We start from the raw sequence: 14,042 nt of genomic DNA on the forward strand, positions 1-14,042 counted from the left end.
CCTTTCGAGACAGGGACGGAGAACGAGGTTCCGTATGTGTCTCGCACCCGCGTCGGCGAGGAGTGCTTCGTGCCTCTTTTTCAGGCACCGGTCGCAGGGCGGCCGGACGTGGTCAGTCTATCGCCGCGATGGAGGACAATGGATCGGGTGACTGATGCATCGAACGAGCGCGAGACGCTCACCTGGGACGGCTTCGGCGCCGCCACCCGCGACCTTGCCCGTGACATCCTCGCCAGCGGCTTCGAGCCCGAGGTCGTCGTCGCGATCGCCCGCGGAGGGCTCCTGCCCGCCGGCGCCATCGCGTACGGTCTCGGCGCGAAGAACTGCGGCGCGATCAACGTCGAGTTCTACACCGGCATCGGCACCGTGCTCGACGCTCCCGAGGTGCTCCCGCCCGAGCTCGACATGGCATACCTCGACGGGCGCCGCGTGCTGCTCGTCGATGACGTCGCCGACTCGGGCCGCACCCTCGCCCTCGCGGTTCAGTTGCTGAAGGATAAGGGCGCCGACGTGCGCTCGGTCACGATCTACACGAAGCCGTCGACCATCATCCAGCCCGACTACGCCTGGAAGGACACCGATCTCTGGATCAACTTCCCGTGGTCGTTCCAGGGAACCGTGCGCGAAGAGGACCTCGGTCTCACGCCTTCGGCCTGAGCGGATGCCGTAGCCGGCGCTCTTCTCACCTCACTCCCGCAGCAGGGAGCGGAGCGTCTGGATCGTGTCGGCCTCGCCCGGCGCCTTGTCGGGGCGGTAGCCCTTGACGCGGGCGAAGCGCAGCGCGATGCCCCCGGGATAACGCGGGGAGCGCTGAACGCCGTCGATCGCGATCTCGACGACCAATTCGGGCCGCAGGAACACGGTGCCCTGCGTGTGTCGGGCCTCGAGCGTCGGGAACGTGGCGGTCTGCCAGCGCAGCAGTTCGTCGGTGAGCCCTTTGAAGGTCTTGCCGACCATGACGAGAGCGCCGGGTTCGCCGAATTCTCCGGCGGGATCGAGTGCCCCGAGATGCAGGTTCGACAGCAGACCCTGACGGCGCCCCGAGCCCCATTCGGCCGCGAGCACCACGAGGTCGTAGGTGAGCACGGGCTTGACCTTGACCCAGGATTTGCCCCGGCGACCCGCGGCGTACGGCGAGTCGATGGCCTTGGCGACGATGCCCTCGTGGCCGGCGGCGAGGGCGTCGTGCGAGACCCGTTCGGCGGCCTCGGCATCGGCCGTCACCGTTCCCGGGATGCGCCAGGGGCCGGCGACCCGATCGAGCTCAGCGAGCCGCACGCCCAGCGGCTCGTCGATGAGGTCGCGCCCGTCGACGTGCAGCAGATCGAAGAACCACGGGCGCAGGGCGAGCTCGCGCGCGGCGTCGGCCCCGAACCGCGACATCGTCTCCTGGAACGGACGCGGCCCACCGTCCTCGTCGAGGGCCAGCGTCTCGCCGTCGAGGATGAGGTCGTGCGCGGGCAGGGCACGCACGATCTCGACGAGCTCGGGCACGCGGTGGGTGATGTCGGCGAGGCTGCGGGTATACACCGACACCTCGTCGCCGTGGCGGTGCACCTGGATGCGGGCACCGTCGAGCTTGTACTCGACCGAGGCCTCACCCGTGATGCCGAGGGCATCGGTCGGGGTCGCGGCGGTGGCGGCGAGCATCGGCAGCACGGGACGACCGACGCGGAGCCCGACCTCGTCGAGCGATTCGGCGCTTCCGGTGAGTGCGATCAGCGCCGTCTCGCCGAGGTCGCCCGACAGCATGGCGGCCCGGCGTACGGCGGGCACCGGACGATCGGAGGCGCGGGCGATCGCGTCGAGCAGCACGCCACCGAGCGCACCGGTGCGCAGCTCGCCGAGCATGGCCCGGGTGAGGAAATCCCACTCCGGCGCGGTCGCCCGCGCGGCCAGCGCCTGGAGGGTGCTGCTGCGCACGCTCGCGGAGCCGGTTCCGGATGCCGCGGCGAGACGCTCGAACGCCTGATCGACGTCGGTGATCGCGAGCGTTGAGGCGTCGGCGTGGGAGATCTCGAGGGCGCTCATTCCTCGCCATCCGACGCCGAGGCGCCCCTGCCGCGGCGTCGCGAGGAGGAGCCCGGTCAGCGGCGCGATCTCATCGGCGTCGGCCTGGACCAGCAGCCGGGCGAGCGCGTCGATCTTCGCCAGGCGCGAGGATGTGGCGGCGACCTCCTCGGTCGTCGAGACCAGCTGCGAGAGCATCATCTCCGAAGTGTGACACCGGGCACCGACATCCGGCCAGAGCGTTGACAACCCGGGGTCACCGGTTCAGGGGGCGCCCCCGTTCACCGGCGTGCCGGCACGCGGTCCCGCCGCCTCACCGCCCGCCGCCTCACCGTCCGCCGCCTCAACGACCGCGGAACCGCGGCTTCCGCTTCTGCTGGAACGCCGCGAATCCCTCGCGGTAATCATCGGTGTCGCCGAGCTCCGCCTGGGCCGCGCTCTCGAGCTCGACCGACTCCCACAGCGCCAGCCGCTCGTCGCGGATGCGCGCCACGAGGCGCTTGCTGGCGACGAACGCGGCCGTCGGTCCGAGGGCGGCCGTCGCCGCGGCATCCCTCGTCGCCTCGTGCACCTCCTCGTCGGGCAGCACCCGCGAGAAGAGCCCCGCGGTCACGGCCTCGACGCCGGTCATCAGGCGTCCGGTGTAGATGAGGTCGAGGGTGCGGTGCGCGCCCAGGCGATCGAGGAAGAGGGCATGCCCGCCGGAGTCGAGGGTCGCGCCGAGAGCGGCGAACGGCGAGCCGATCTTCGCCGACTCCGCGACGTACACGACATCGGTGGCGATCAGCAGCCCGAGGCCGACGCCGAGGCAGGCGCCGTGGGCAGCCGCGAACGTGGGCGCGGGAAAGCGCGACATCCGCTGCAGGAGCGGGGCGACGAGCCCGCCCAGGTACCCGATCACGTCGTCGTCGCGCGGATCCACGCCCGAGATGTCCCGTCCCGCGCAGAACGCGCGCCCCTCTCCGCTCAGCACAAGGGCGCGCACACCCGCCGTCTCGGCCTCGGCGTAGGCGGCATCGAGGCCGTGGAGCGCCTGCTCGTCGAGCGTGTTCAGTCGCTCGGGAGCGCGCAGGGTGACGTGGGCGACGTCGTCGGCGATGCGGAGATCGATCATCGGTGCGTTCTCCCTCACACGTCGTAGTCGACGACGACGCGGTCGCTGGTCGGATGGGACTGGCAGGTGAGCACGAACCCGCGCTCGATCTCGTCGGGCTCGAGCGCATAGTTCTCGGTCATCGTGACGCTGCCCTCGACGACCCGGGCCCGACAGGTGCCGCACACCCCGCCCGCGCAGGCGAAGGGGGCGTCGGGGCGCACGCGCAGCGCCGCATTCAGCACCGACTCGTGCGCATCCACGGGGCTCTCGACCGTTGACGAGACGCCGTCGAGCGTCACCTCGATCGTGGTCGTGCGCTCACCCGCCCGCACCTGCACCGGTCGTGCGGCACGGGCGGGCTCGTCGCCGGTGGTGAACAGCTCGAAGCGGATGTGCTCGCCGCCCACGCCGACATCGGCCAGCACCTCGCGGCAGAGGTCGACCAGGGCGAGCGGCCCGCACAGGAACCACTCGTCGACGTCGTCGGGCGGGAGGAGGGTCGTGAGGATCGTGCGCAGCTTCGGCTCGTCGATGCGGCCCGACAGCACGGGAGCGGTGCGCTGCTCGCGCGAGAGCACGTGGTGCAGGGTGAGGCGGGTGGGGTAGCGGTCCTTCAGATCGGCGAGATCCTCGAGGAACATCACGTCGAGCGTCGACCGGTTCGTGTAGAGCAGGGTGAACCGCGCGGTGTCCGACCGCGACAGCACCGTGTGCGCCAGGGCCATCAGCGGGGTGATGCCGGAGCCGGCGGCGATGCCCACCACGTGCCGGTGATCGAGGTCGGGCAGGGCCGAGGTGAAGGTGCCCTGCGGACTCATCACGTCGATCTCGAACCCCGGCTTCAGACCGATCTGCGCCCAGGTCGAGAACCGCCCGCCCTCGTCGCGCTTGACCGCCACGCTCAGCCGGGTGTCGGCGCCGTCGGCGCGATGCTCGGGAGCACGGCACAGGGAGTACGACCGCCGCACCTCGACCCCGTCGAGCACGGTGCGCAGCGCGACGTACTGGCCGGGCAGGTGGTCGTACTCGCCGGCGAGCGCGGCCGGCACCGTGAACGTCACCTCGACCGCATCGTCGGTGAGCGGGCGCACGGCCTCGACGACGAGCGTGTGGAAGCGGGCGCGTCGACGCGCCTTCGGCACCTCGCGGGGCGGGGCCGGGGGAGCGGATGCCGTGGCGGGCGCGAACAGCGACATCAGTGCACCTTGAAATGGTCGAAGGGCTCGAGGCAGGCGCGGCACTCGAACAGCGCCTTGCACGAGGTGGAACCGAACCGCGACACCTCCCGGGTGTCGAGCGATCCGCATCGCGGGCAGCACACGCTCAGCGTGAGAGGGATGGGTCCGTCGCGCACCGCCGCGCGACCGGTCGGAGGGGCGATGCCGTAGCGTTCGAGCTTGCGCCTGCCGGCATCCGACATCCAGTCCGTCGTCCAGGCCGGGGCGAGCACGAGCCGCACCTCGACCTCGGCGAAGCCCGCCGCGGTGAGCGCCAGGATCACGTCGTCGCGGATCGTGTCCATCGCGGGGCATCCGCTGTAGGTGGGGGTGATGTCGACGCGCACCCGCGCGCCGTCGGACTCGACAGCGCGCAGTACGCCCAGGTCCTCGATGGTCAGCACCGGGACCTCGGGGTCGGCGACGGCGGCGGCGATCCGCCAGGCATCCGTCGTCGTCATCGCCGTCACCATGTCGCCCCCGGATGCCGTCGCGCGAGCACCTGCATCTCGGCGAGGATGTGCCCCATCGGCGTGGCATGCGACCCCTGTCGTCCGCCCGCCGACGACGCCGCGACATCGGGCACCGCGAGGTCGGCCCGGGCGAAGACCGTGTCGATCACGGCATCGAAGCCCGCGCGCAGCGATGACGGGCGCGCGGCCGCATCGCCGAGCCGGTCGATCAGCGGGTCGTCGCGGAACAGCTCGTCGACGAAGGGCCAGACGTCGCCCAGGGCGCGGATCATCCGCGTGCGCGACTCCTCGGTGCCGCCCGCGAGCCGGAGCGTCCACTGCACGGCGTGGTCGCGGTGGTAGTCGACCTCTTTGAGAGCCTTCTCGGCGACGGCCGCGATGGTCGCGTCGCCGCTCGATCGCAGCGCCGCGTAGAGCTCGACCATGTACGCCGAGACGACGAGCTGGCGCGCGATGGTCTGCGCGAAGTCGCCGTTGGGCTGCTCCACGATCCAGGCGCTGTGGAACTCCGGCTCGTCGCGGAAGAACGCCAGATCGTCTTCGCTGCGTCCGTCGAAGGAGCCGGCGTAGCGCAGCAGCGAGCGGGCGTGGCCGAGCAGGTCGAGGGCGATGTTGCCGAGCGCCACGTCCTCCTCGAGCTCCGGCGCACGCGAGATCCAGGCGCCCAGCTGCTGCGACAGGATCAGCGCATCGTCGCCGAGACGCAGCGCGTACTCGGCGATGTCGGCGGATGCCGCGCGCTCGCCGGATCCCGCGAGCTCCTGTGCGAGGTGCAGCTCCTCGACGGTGACGTCACCGTGCGTGCTCATAGGTGCGGCACCCCTTCGGAGGCCGTGTAGTACACGGCGTGCCGGTAGTTCTTGCCTGCGGCGCTCTCGAAGTACGCGCCCTTCGCATCCGGGTCGCTCGTCGTGATGGCCTCGGCGGGCACCGCCCAGATCGAGACCCCTTCGCCGCGTCGGGTGTAGAGATCGCGGGCGTTGCGGATCGCCATCTCGGCATCCGGCGCGTGCAGGGACCCCACGTGCACGTGGCTGAGCCCGCGGTTCGCACGCACGAAGACCTCCCAGAGGGGCCAGGGCTCGCGGGGGTCGGTGCCGGGGCTCGCCATCAGGCCACCTCCTCGTCGAGTGCCGAGGCGGATGCCTGCCGGCGGGCGTACTCCGCCGCGGCCTCCCGCACCCAAGCCCCATCTTCGTGAGCGGTGCGCCGGCGCTCCAGCCGTTCGGTGTTGCACGGTCCGTTGCCGCGGAGCACCTCGAAGAACTCGTCCCAGTCGATCTCACCCATCTCGTACCGCACGGATGCCTCGTCGAACCGCAACTCGGGGTCGGGGAGGGTGACGCCGAGGATCTCTGCCTGCGGAACGAGCATCCCCACGAACCGCTGGCGCAGCTCGTCGTTCGAGAAGCGTTTGATCTTCCAGGCCATCGACTGCGCGGAGTTGGGGGACCGGTCGTCCGGCGGGCCGAACATCGCCAGGCTCGGCCAGTACCAGCGGTCGACGGCATCCTGCGCCATGCGTCGCTGCTCCTCGGTGCCCTGCATGAGGGTGAGCAGGATCTCGAAGCCCTGGCGCTGGTGGAACGACTCCTCTTTGCAGACCCGCACCATCGCGCGGCCGTAGGGCCCGTACGAGGCGCGGCAGAGCGGAACCTGATTGCAGATCGCGGCGCCGTCGACGAGCCATCCGATCGCGCCCATGTCGGCCCAGGTCGGAGTGGGGTAGTTGAAGATCGAGGAGTACTTTGCCCGCCCGTCGATGAGCTGCTGCATCATCTCGTCGCGGGTGATGCCGAGGGTCTGCGCCGCGGAGTAGAGGTAGAGCCCGTGGCCCGCTTCGTCCTGCACCTTCGCCATCAGGATCGCCTTGCGCTTGAGGCTGGGCGCGCGCGTGATCCAGTTGCCCTCCGGCTGCATGCCGATGATCTCGGAGTGCGCGTGCTGCGAGATCTGACGGATGAGCGTCTTGCGGTAGGCCTCGGGCATCCAGTCGCGCGGCTCGATGCGCTGCTCGTTCGCGATGAGCTCGTCGAAGAGACGTTCCTCGTCAGAGATGCGTTGCTCGTCGGAGATGCGTTGCTCGTCGGAGACGTCCGCGGTGATCGAGGGGTCTGCGGGGGCGTTCATCGTGGCTCCTCCCGGTCAGCACCTTTACTGACCGATCGTTAGGTAATTCTGTCACGACGGGACGGGATCCTCAAGGCCGGCGCGCGCCGGATCCTCGACTCACTGCGAGCGCGAGACCAGCTCCAGCAGCGCTCGGCCGTACGCCTCGGCGGGATCGGGGTGCTCGAATGAGAGGTCTTCCCCCGATATCCGCACCCGTACACGGAAGGTGTCGTCGAGCCGCTCCAGCGAGCGGAAGGTTCCGCGCAGCAGCTCGCGCAACTGATCCTCGCGGGGGAGCCACACGGCATCCGCGAGGGTCACCGCGTCGAGCGCCCACTCGGTCGTGCCGTTGAAGGCGAGGTCGGTGCCGCTCGGCGTCTGCCGCGCCTCGATCGTCATGCCGCTGACGGTGAACACGTCGGCCTCGGATTCCAGCTCCACCTCGTTCGGGAGGTCGAGCTGGAAGCGGTCGCCCTCGATCGGATGCCACACCAGGCCGGCGGCTCGGAGGGCGACGGCGAGGTCTCGGGTGATCACGTCTCCACGCTAGACGACCGGGTGCACGGCGGGGCCGGTGCGCCGGTGCGCCGATCGCGGTGTCGGAGGGATGGGGCAGAGTGAGGGGATGACCTCCGCACCCTCCGTCGGCACCCGCGCGGCCGCTCTCGCCGCCCTCCGCGAGCTGGTCGGCCGCCCCGATGCCGACTTCCACGACGGGCAGTACGAGGCCATCGAAGCGCTCGTCGACGGTCGCCGCCGGGCGCTCGTCGTGCAGCGCACGGGGTGGGGGAAGTCCGCGGTCTACTTCGTCGCCACCCGCCTGCTGCGGAGCCAGGGGGCGGGGCCGACCGTCCTGGTCTCGCCGCTGCTGGCCCTGATGCGCGACCAGATCGCGGCAGCCTCCCGGGCCGGGGTGAGGGCGGTCACCATCGATTCGACGAACGCCCACGAGTGGACCGACGTCCTCGCGCAGCTCGACCGTGACGAGGTCGACGTGCTGCTCGTGTCGCCCGAGCGCCTCAACAATCCGGCCTTCCGGGAAGAACGCCTGCCGGCGCTCGTGAGCCGAATGGGGATGCTGGTGGTCGACGAGGCGCACTGCATCAGCGACTGGGGGCACGACTTCCGCCCCGACTACCGACGGCTACGCGATCTCATCGCCGAGATGCCGGCCGACGTCCCGGTTCTCGCCACGACGGCCACGGCGAACAGCCGCGTCATGGTCGACGTGGCCGAGCAGCTCGGCGCGAGCACGGCGGGAGGCGATCCCGGCACCGGGGTGCTCACGATCCGCGGACCGCTCGCGCGCACCTCGCTGCGCCTCGGGGTGCTCCGGCTGCGCGACTCCGCGAGCCGACTGGCCTGGCTGCTGAGCCACCTCGACGATCTCCCCGGATCGGGCATCATCTACACGTTGACGGTCGCTGCGGCGGTCGATACGGCGCGACTGCTGCGCGATCACGGGCACGACGTGCGGGCGTACACGGGGCAGACCGACACCGAGGAACGCGCCGAATCCGAGGGGATGCTGCAGCGCAACGAGGTGAAGGCGCTCGTCGCGACGAGTGCGCTGGGCATGGGGTTCGACAAGCCCGATCTCGGTTTCGTGCTGCACCTCGGCGCGCCCTCGTCACCCGTGGCGTACTACCAACAGGTGGGTCGTGCGGGCCGTGCGAGCGAGAGCGCCGACGTGCTGCTGCTGCCCGGTGTCGAAGACCGCGACATCTGGCACTACTTCGCGACCGCGTCGATGCCCGACCGTGAACGTGCGGAGCGGGTGATCGGCGCACTCGGTGACGCGCCGATCTCGACACCGGCCCTCGAGGCGATGGTCGACATCCGTCGGACCCCGCTCGAACTGCTGCTGAAGGTGCTCGACGTCGACGGCGCGGTGCGTCGCGTGCAGGGCGGGTGGGTCGCGACGGGGGCGCCGTGGAGCTACGACGCCGAGCGATACGAACGCATCGCGGGGGAGCGCATCGCCGAGCAGCAGCACATGATCGCGTACGAGCAGACCGACGGATGCCGGATGGAGTTCCTGCAGCGCGCCCTCGACGACGACACCGCGAAGCCCTGCGGGCGGTGCGACAACTGCGCGGGTGAATGGTTCCCGCGCGAGATCGGCGCGGCGGCCACCACCCAGGCCTCCCGGTCGCTCGACCGAGTCGGGGTGCCGATCGAGCCCCGCCGCGCCTGGCCCACGGGCGCCGATCGGCTCGACGTCCCCGTCAAGGGGCGCATCGCCGCCGACGAACAGGCGGGCGAGGGGCGGGCGCTGGCGCGATTGACCGACCTGGGGTGGGGTGGCACGTTGCGCACGCTCTTCGCCGCGGGGGCTGCGGATGCCGCGGTGACGCGACAGGTGCTCGACGGATGCGTGCGCGTGCTGGCCGGGTGGGAGTGGTCGCAGCGGCCCGTCGCGGTGGTCGCACTCCCGTCGCGCTCGCGCCCCCAGCTCGTCGACAGCCTCGCCCGCGGACTGGCCGAGATCGGCCGGCTGCCGTACCTGGGTGAGCTCGGTCTCGTCGGCGGCGGTCCGAGCGGTCAGCCCGGCGGTAACAGCGTCTTCCGCCTCGGCGGTCTCTGGGATCGGTTCAGCGCCGATCACCTCGAGATCCCCGACGGTCCCGTGCTGCTCGTCGACGATCTCGCCGACAGCAGGTGGACTCTCACGGTCGCCGCGCGCACGCTTCGGCGCGCCGGCGCGAGCGAGGTGCTGCCGTTCGTGCTCGCCCTGCGCGGGTGACGCTGCGCGGGTGACACGGTGGCGTCGAAGAACGCCGACGAAGAGAGTTCGTGGCCGGATCCCACGTTCGACCTTGACAAGACCAGCCGTCCCGAGCATGTTCGACAGTGACGGCGGTGTCGCCTGTTCCAGGTCGCCTGCTTTCGCGACGTCGGCCACGCGGCCGGCATCGACACCCGACGGAAGAGATCGAAGGAGATCGGATGATGAAGAAGCTCATCAACGCCCCGGAGGACGTGCTCGTCGAATCGCTCAAGGGAGTCGCACTCGCGCATCCCGAGCTGTCGGTCGACCTCGAGACGCACGTCATCACGCGGGCCGAGCCGAAGGCGCAGGGAAAGGTCGCGATCGTCTCCGGCGGCGGATCGGGGCACGAACCCCTGCACGGCGGCTACGTCGGCGTCGGGATGCTCGACGCCGCGGTCGCGGGTGAGGTCTTCACCTCACCGACGCCCGACCGCGTGCAGGCAGCGACGAAGGCCGTCGACCGGGGGGCCGGCGTGCTGCACATCGTGAAGAACTACACCGGCGACGTGCTCAACTTCGAGATGGCCGCAGAGCTCGCCTCGATGGAGGGCATCGAGGTCGGCACGGTCGTCGTCGACGACGACGTCGCCGTGCAGGACTCGCTCTACACGGCCGGACGACGCGGCGTCGGCCTCACCGTGCTGCTCGAGAAGATCGTCGGCGCGGCCGCGGAGGAGGGACAGGACCTCGCCGCCGTCGTCGCCCTCGCGCAACGCGTCAACGGCCAGGGGCGTTCCATGGGCATGGCGCTCACCAGCTGCACGGTGCCGGCCGCCGGCAAGCCGACCTTCGACCTTCCGGACGACCAGATGGAGATCGGCATCGGCATCCACGGCGAGCCCGGGCGCCACCGGGAGCCCCTGGCGCCGGCATCCGACATCGCCCGCCAGCTCGTCGAGCCGATCCTCGCCGACCTCGACTTCGCGGGACCCGCGATCGTGATGGTCAACGGCATGGGCGCGACCCCGCAGATCGAGCTCTACCTGATGTACGCCGAGGTCGCAGCGCTCCTGGAGGCAGCGGGCGTTCAGGTCGTGCGCAACCTCGTCGGGAACTACATCACCTCACTCGACATGGCCGGATGCTCGGTCACGGTGTTGAAGGCCGACGACGAGGTGCTGCGGTTGTGGGACAGCCCGGTCGTGACCCCCGGTCTGCGGTGGGGCGCCTGATGGCCGCGGATACCGTCTCGATCGCCACCCTGCAGGACTGGATCATCCGCTTCGGCGCGGCCGTCGCCGAGAAGCGCGAATGGCTCACCGAGCTCGACTCCGCGATCGGCGACGCCGACCACGGCGCGAACATGGCGCGGGGGATGAGCGCCGTCACCGAGAAGCTCGCAGCGAGCGCGCCGGCCGCGGCGGACGACCTCCTGAAGACCGTCGGGATGACGCTCGTCAGTTCGGTCGGCGGCGCCAGCGGGCCGCTCTACGGCACGTTCTTCCTGCGGATGGGGATGACGACCGGCGCGGTCCAGGATCTCGACGCGACCGGCCTGGCCGCCGCGCTGCGCGCCGGGCTCGAGGGCATCGTCGCGCGCGGCAAGCCCGAGGTCGGGGACAAGACGATGTTCGACGCGATGTCGCCGGCGGTCGATGCGCTCGACGCCGCCATCGCGGGAGGTGCCGACCTGGCCGAGGCGACGCAGGCCGCTGCGGTCGCCGCCGCCACGGGGCGCGACGCGACGCTGCCGCTGGTGGCCCGGAAGGGGAGGGCCAGCTATCTCGGCGAACGCAGTGCCGGCCATCTCGATCCCGGTGCCGCATCGACCACGCTCCTCTTCGAGACGCTCGCCGCGGCGATCGCGGCGAGCTGATGATCGGCATCGTCGCCGTCTCCCACAGCGCACGACTCGGGGAGGCGGCGCTCGAGCTCGCCCTGCAGATGGTGCAGGGGCCTGGAGCGCGAGTGCGCGTCGCGGCCGGTGCGGGGACGGATGCCGACGGCACGCCGATCCTCGGCACGGATGCCGTGGCCGTCGCCGGAGCGATCGACGAGCTCGCCGGCGACTGCGACGGTGTGCTCGTGCTCATGGACCTCGGGTCAGCCGTGCTCAGCGCCGAGCTCGCACTCGAACTGCGCCTGAGCGACGTGCCGGTCAGGCTCGCCCCGGCGCCGTTCGTCGAGGGTCTGCTCGCCGCCGTGGTGTCGGCGGCGGCCGGGGGAGATCTCGACACGGTCGCCGCCGAGGCGTCCGCGGCCCTCGGAGCGAAGACGGGGCAGCTCGGTGCGGAGGAACCGGTTCCGGAACCGGTGGCTCCGTCCCGACCCGCCGGCGACGCGCAGACCCGCCGTGTGCTCGTGCGCAACCCGCAGGGCCTCCACGCCCGCCCGGCGGCCCTGATCGCCGAGGCTTCCGGCGGCGTCGACGTGCGTCTGCGGCGGCTGCCCGACGGCCCGGAGGCGGCTGCGGCGAGTCTCTCGCGGCTGCTGATCCTCGGCGCGCGCCAGGGCGACGAGATCGAGATCTCGGCGCGGGGTGCGGATGCCGCCGGTGCCCTCGATCGGATCGCGGCGCTCTTCGACGACGGGTTCGGGGAGGGAACGGACACCGGCACCGGCACCGGCACCGGCGTCGGGACGGGGACGGGCTCGGCGCCGGAACCGGTCGCGCCGCCTCGGGATGCTGCGGGTGCGGTGACCGCGGGCGATGTGCTGCGCGGACGAGGCGTGAGCTCCGGGGTCGCCGCGGCATCCGTCGTTCATCTCGCTCCCGCGCTGCCCGAGCCCGATGGCGGAGTCGTCGTCGCCGAGAGCGAGCGCGCCGCCGAGGTCTCGGCGGTCGAGCGGGCGACCGTCGCGGTCGCCGAGCACCTGCGTGCGCGCTCCGCGGAGTCGACGGGGGAGGCGCGGGAGATCCTCGATGCCGCACGCCTCATCGCGTCCGATCCCGAGCTGCTCGCCGATGCCCGCGCGCTCGTGCTCTCGCAGGGTCGCACGGCCGCGCGCGCGGTATGGGAAGCGGCCCGATCGCACGAGACGGCCCTCGAGGCGCTCGGGGGGCGGATGGCCGAACGCGTGGCCGATATCCGCGACGTGCGCGACCGCGTGATCGCGGAGATCCTCGGACTCGACCTGCCGGGGGTCCCCGAGCGCGAGGAGCCGTTCGTGCTCGTCGCCGTGGACCTCTCGCCCGCCGACACGGCCGCCCTCGGCGGTGGTCGCTGCACAGCGCTCGTCACCGAGCAGGGCGGTCCCACCTCTCACACGGCGATCATCGCCCGCTCGCTCGGGCTCCCGGCGGTCGTCGGCGTCACCGGTGCCACGGGCATCCGCGAGGGGGAGATCGTGCTCGTCGACGGTGATCGCGGCACCGTCGAGGTCGGCCCGGATGAGGAGCGAGTGGCGTCCGCGCGTGCCGCCGCGGTCGTCGTCGAGTTCGACGGGCAGGGCCGCTCGGCGGACGGCCATCCGCTCGCCCTGCTCGCCAACGTCGGAGGTGCGGCGGACGCCCTCGCCGCTGCGGCGGCGCGCGCCGAGGGCGTGGGACTGTTCCGCACGGAGTTCTGCTTCCTCGGGCGCACGGATGCTCCCTCCGTCGATGAGCAGGTCATCGCGTACCGCGGGGTGCTCGCCGCGTTCCCCGGTCGCAAGGTGGTCGTGCGCACGCTCGACGCGGGAAGCGACAAACCCCTGCCCTTCGCGAACGTCGACGACGAGGAGAACCCGGCGCTCGGTATACGGGGTCTGCGGATCGCCCGTCGCAGCCCGCGTCTTCTCGACGATCAGTTGCGAGCGCTCGCCCTCGCCGCCGAGGCGGAATCGGCCCTCGTCGAGGTCATGGCGCCGATGGTGGCGACCGTCGACGAAGCGGCAGAGTTCGCGGAGCGGGCCAGGGGCGCGGGGATCGACCGTGTCGGCATCATGATCGAGACCCCGTCGGCTGCCCTGCTCGCCACCGAGATCTTCGAGGTCGTCGACTTCGTCAGCCTCGGCACCAACGATCTCGCCCAGTACACGCTCGCGGCCGACCGGCTCCTCAGCGAACTGGGCGACCTCAACGATCCGTGGCAGCCCGCGGTGCTGCGACTCATCGGCGCCGTCGGTGCCGCGGGGCGCGCGGCGGGGAAGCCGGTCGGGGTGTGCGGGGAGGCCGCTGCCGACCCCGCTCTCGCGCCTGTGCTCGCGGGGCTCGGAGTGACTTCGCTCTCGATGGCACCGCGCGCGCTCGGGCGGGTCGGCGCGGCGCTCGCGGCCGTCGATCAGGACGCGTGCCGACGTGCGGCCGATGCGGCCCTCGCAGCGCCGACCGCTTCGGCGGCGCGGGAGGCGGTGGGCGCCGTTCTGGCGGACGTGAGCGGGCTCTGACCCCTTCCGTCGCGGCATATATGCGCCCACGGGCATGCGATTCGTATCGTTCT

13 protein-coding genes are annotated in these 14,042 nt (G+C 71.6%); 5 read left to right on the forward strand and 8 right to left on the reverse strand.

Annotated features, from left to right (window positions below):
- Nucleotides 1–138 precede the first annotated feature (138 nt).
- Nucleotides 139–657, forward strand: coding sequence for a phosphoribosyltransferase (locus ACTJKK_RS00170; RefSeq protein WP_440746587.1), 519 nt, complete (start codon nt 139–141; stop codon nt 655–657).
- A gap of 30 nt (nt 658–687) precedes the next feature.
- On the opposite strand, the gene ACTJKK_RS00175 is transcribed toward ACTJKK_RS00170, so the two are convergent.
- The 8 genes from ACTJKK_RS00175 to ACTJKK_RS00210 all read right to left on the reverse strand — a co-directional run bounded on the left by ACTJKK_RS00175 (nt 688) and on the right by ACTJKK_RS00210 (nt 7,445).
- On the reverse strand, nt 688–2,211 hold the full coding sequence (locus ACTJKK_RS00175; RefSeq protein WP_440746588.1) for an ATP-dependent DNA ligase: 1,524 nt from the start codon (nt 2,209–2,211) through the stop codon (nt 688–690).
- A gap of 142 nt (nt 2,212–2,353) precedes the next feature.
- On the reverse strand, nt 2,354–3,124 hold the full coding sequence (locus tag ACTJKK_RS00180) for an enoyl-CoA hydratase/isomerase family protein (protein WP_440746589.1): 771 nt from the start codon (nt 3,122–3,124) through the stop codon (nt 2,354–2,356).
- Between the two features lie 14 nt (nt 3,125–3,138).
- Nucleotides 3,139–4,302 (reverse strand): 1,2-phenylacetyl-CoA epoxidase subunit PaaE, encoded by a 1,164-nt coding sequence (gene paaE / locus ACTJKK_RS00185; protein ID WP_440746590.1) that lies wholly within the window; start codon nt 4,300–4,302, stop codon nt 3,139–3,141.
- The gene (gene paaD, locus ACTJKK_RS00190; protein ID WP_440746591.1) at nt 4,302–4,784 is read right to left on the reverse strand and encodes a 1,2-phenylacetyl-CoA epoxidase subunit PaaD; all 483 of its coding nucleotides are present in this window, start codon (nt 4,782–4,784) and stop codon (nt 4,302–4,304) included. Before paaD ends, paaE begins: the two co-directional genes overlap by 1 nt.
- Nucleotides 4,785–4,789: 5 nt before the next feature.
- The gene (gene paaC, locus ACTJKK_RS00195) at nt 4,790–5,605 is read right to left on the reverse strand and encodes a 1,2-phenylacetyl-CoA epoxidase subunit PaaC (protein ID WP_440746592.1); all 816 of its coding nucleotides are present in this window, start codon (nt 5,603–5,605) and stop codon (nt 4,790–4,792) included.
- Nucleotides 5,602–5,907 (reverse strand): 1,2-phenylacetyl-CoA epoxidase subunit PaaB, encoded by a 306-nt coding sequence (paaB, locus tag ACTJKK_RS00200; RefSeq protein WP_247623085.1) that lies wholly within the window; start codon nt 5,905–5,907, stop codon nt 5,602–5,604. Before paaB ends, paaC begins: the two co-directional genes overlap by 4 nt.
- Nucleotides 5,907–6,926, reverse strand: coding sequence for a 1,2-phenylacetyl-CoA epoxidase subunit PaaA (gene paaA / locus ACTJKK_RS00205; protein ID WP_440746593.1), 1,020 nt, complete (start codon nt 6,924–6,926; stop codon nt 5,907–5,909). Before paaA ends, paaB begins: the two co-directional genes overlap by 1 nt.
- A gap of 99 nt (nt 6,927–7,025) precedes the next feature.
- Nucleotides 7,026–7,445, reverse strand: coding sequence for a pilus assembly protein CpaE (locus ACTJKK_RS00210; RefSeq protein ID WP_247632676.1), 420 nt, complete (start codon nt 7,443–7,445; stop codon nt 7,026–7,028).
- An 88-nt stretch (nt 7,446–7,533) separates the two neighbouring features.
- Here ACTJKK_RS00210 and ACTJKK_RS00215 point away from each other — a divergent pair, with 88 nt between their 5' ends.
- The 4 genes from ACTJKK_RS00215 (at nt 7,534) to ptsP (ending at nt 13,989) form a co-directional block, all read left to right on the forward strand.
- On the forward strand, nt 7,534–9,654 hold the full coding sequence (locus ACTJKK_RS00215; RefSeq protein ID WP_440746594.1) for a RecQ family ATP-dependent DNA helicase: 2,121 nt from the start codon (nt 7,534–7,536) through the stop codon (nt 9,652–9,654).
- A gap of 206 nt (nt 9,655–9,860) precedes the next feature.
- Nucleotides 9,861–10,853: a dihydroxyacetone kinase subunit DhaK gene (gene dhaK, locus ACTJKK_RS00220; protein ID WP_247632674.1), complete on the forward strand. Its 993-nt coding sequence runs from the start codon at nt 9,861–9,863 to the stop codon at nt 10,851–10,853.
- Nucleotides 10,853–11,497: a dihydroxyacetone kinase subunit DhaL gene (gene dhaL / locus ACTJKK_RS00225; RefSeq protein ID WP_440746595.1), complete on the forward strand. Its 645-nt coding sequence runs from the start codon at nt 10,853–10,855 to the stop codon at nt 11,495–11,497. The genes dhaK and dhaL overlap by 1 nt, the downstream gene beginning before the upstream one ends.
- Nucleotides 11,497–13,989 carry a phosphoenolpyruvate--protein phosphotransferase gene (gene ptsP, locus ACTJKK_RS00230; protein WP_440746596.1) on the forward strand — a complete coding sequence of 831 codons (2,493 nt, stop codon included), beginning with the start codon at nt 11,497–11,499 and terminating at the stop codon, nt 13,987–13,989. The genes dhaL and ptsP overlap by 1 nt, the downstream gene beginning before the upstream one ends.
- Nucleotides 13,990–14,042 lie beyond the last annotated feature (53 nt).

Origin of the sequence: Microbacterium sp. 22179, from assembly GCF_052045715.1 — a bacterium.
GTDB lineage: Bacteria > Actinomycetota > Actinomycetes > Actinomycetales > Microbacteriaceae > Microbacterium > Microbacterium galbinum.

Excerpts from the sequence above, each read along its gene's own strand:
- ACTJKK_RS00170 (WP_440746587.1), top strand. The coding sequence starts at position 139 with ATGGATCGGGTGACTGATGCATCGAACGAGCGCGAGACGCTCACCTGG.
- ACTJKK_RS00175 (WP_440746588.1), bottom strand. The coding sequence starts at position 2,211 with ATGATGCTCTCGCAGCTGGTCTCGACGACCGAGGAGGTCGCCGCCACA.
- ACTJKK_RS00180 (WP_440746589.1), bottom strand. The coding sequence starts at position 3,124 with ATGATCGATCTCCGCATCGCCGACGACGTCGCCCACGTCACCCTGCGC.
- paaE (WP_440746590.1), bottom strand. The coding sequence starts at position 4,302 with ATGTCGCTGTTCGCGCCCGCCACGGCATCCGCTCCCCCGGCCCCGCCC.
- paaD (WP_440746591.1), bottom strand. The coding sequence starts at position 4,784 with ATGACGACGACGGATGCCTGGCGGATCGCCGCCGCCGTCGCCGACCCC.
- paaC (WP_440746592.1), bottom strand. The coding sequence starts at position 5,605 with ATGAGCACGCACGGTGACGTCACCGTCGAGGAGCTGCACCTCGCACAG.
- paaB (WP_247623085.1), bottom strand. The coding sequence starts at position 5,907 with ATGGCGAGCCCCGGCACCGACCCCCGCGAGCCCTGGCCCCTCTGGGAG.
- paaA (WP_440746593.1), bottom strand. The coding sequence starts at position 6,926 with ATGAACGCCCCCGCAGACCCCTCGATCACCGCGGACGTCTCCGACGAG.
- ACTJKK_RS00215 (WP_440746594.1), top strand. The coding sequence starts at position 7,534 with ATGACCTCCGCACCCTCCGTCGGCACCCGCGCGGCCGCTCTCGCCGCC.
- dhaK (WP_247632674.1), top strand. The coding sequence starts at position 9,861 with ATGAAGAAGCTCATCAACGCCCCGGAGGACGTGCTCGTCGAATCGCTC.
- dhaL (WP_440746595.1), top strand. The coding sequence starts at position 10,853 with ATGGCCGCGGATACCGTCTCGATCGCCACCCTGCAGGACTGGATCATC.
- ptsP (WP_440746596.1), top strand. The coding sequence starts at position 11,497 with ATGATCGGCATCGTCGCCGTCTCCCACAGCGCACGACTCGGGGAGGCG.